Annotated in this window: 1 protein-coding gene; it reads right to left on the minus strand. The window is 59.1% G+C overall.

Annotated features, from left to right (window positions below; all coding sequences use genetic code 11):
- Nucleotides 1-836: type VI secretion system baseplate subunit TssF (locus ACZYSM_RS29225; RefSeq protein ID WP_489077156.1), on the minus strand; the 836-nt coding region annotated here is incomplete at both ends.

Genomic DNA, 836 nt, shown 5'->3' on the forward strand with positions numbered 1-836 from the left:
AGCACCCGCCAATGAAAGCGATCATGGTTTGGCGGGTAACAAGGCAAGCTGGGGGCACACAGGTTGCGTACCTGCAGGCCGACCTGAGTGGATTGCACCACGGTGTCGAGCAAGGTGCTTTGCAGCGCTTTGCGCGGTAACAGTCCATGGGTGCCGGTCAAGCGCAACGACAAGCTTTCGCTGCCGTGCAATCGGTCTTTGTCGAAGCCATCACCGCCCAGAATCAGCCAGGTGTCATGCAAGCCCTTGGCAGAGCGCTTCAAACGGGTATGAAAATAACGTTCGGGGGCATCGTCGCGCAGCATGCCGCCCTTGTGGCGAAAACTGGTGAACGGCACATAGTCGTGACGCACGGCGTTTTTTGAGGAGGTGACCCGGTCCACTGAATAGATTTCGGTATGGCCGTCCTGCAGACGCATGGGGCGCAGCAGATAATCCGTTTGCAACGGCGCCAGGGTCAGCGGGTCGGCCTCCAGCGCAAACAGATTGATCACCGGCACGGCATGCAGACGAATATGCTCGCTGCTCACACTGAACTCGCGCGGCCATGCCTCACGCAGCACCACGTCCAGTTCGAACCAGGGCGTACCGGCAGCGATGCTCAGTTGCTCCAGACCACAAAGCGTCACAAACATGAACTTCTCGCGAAAGCTGAAGTACTCCAGCAGCAACTGATAACCGCTGAAAGCACTGTCACCCTTGGGCCACAGACGGTCTTCATCCGCGAACCCCTTGGGCGCGAAATGGCCGTCCAGCTCATAACGCTCTTGTTGTCCCGCCAGGCGCACATACAGTGCCTGAGTGTTGAGCGTCAGCGCCTGGTGCAAGGCGCTGGC

This window comes from Pseudomonas sp. F220 (genome assembly GCF_057813935.1).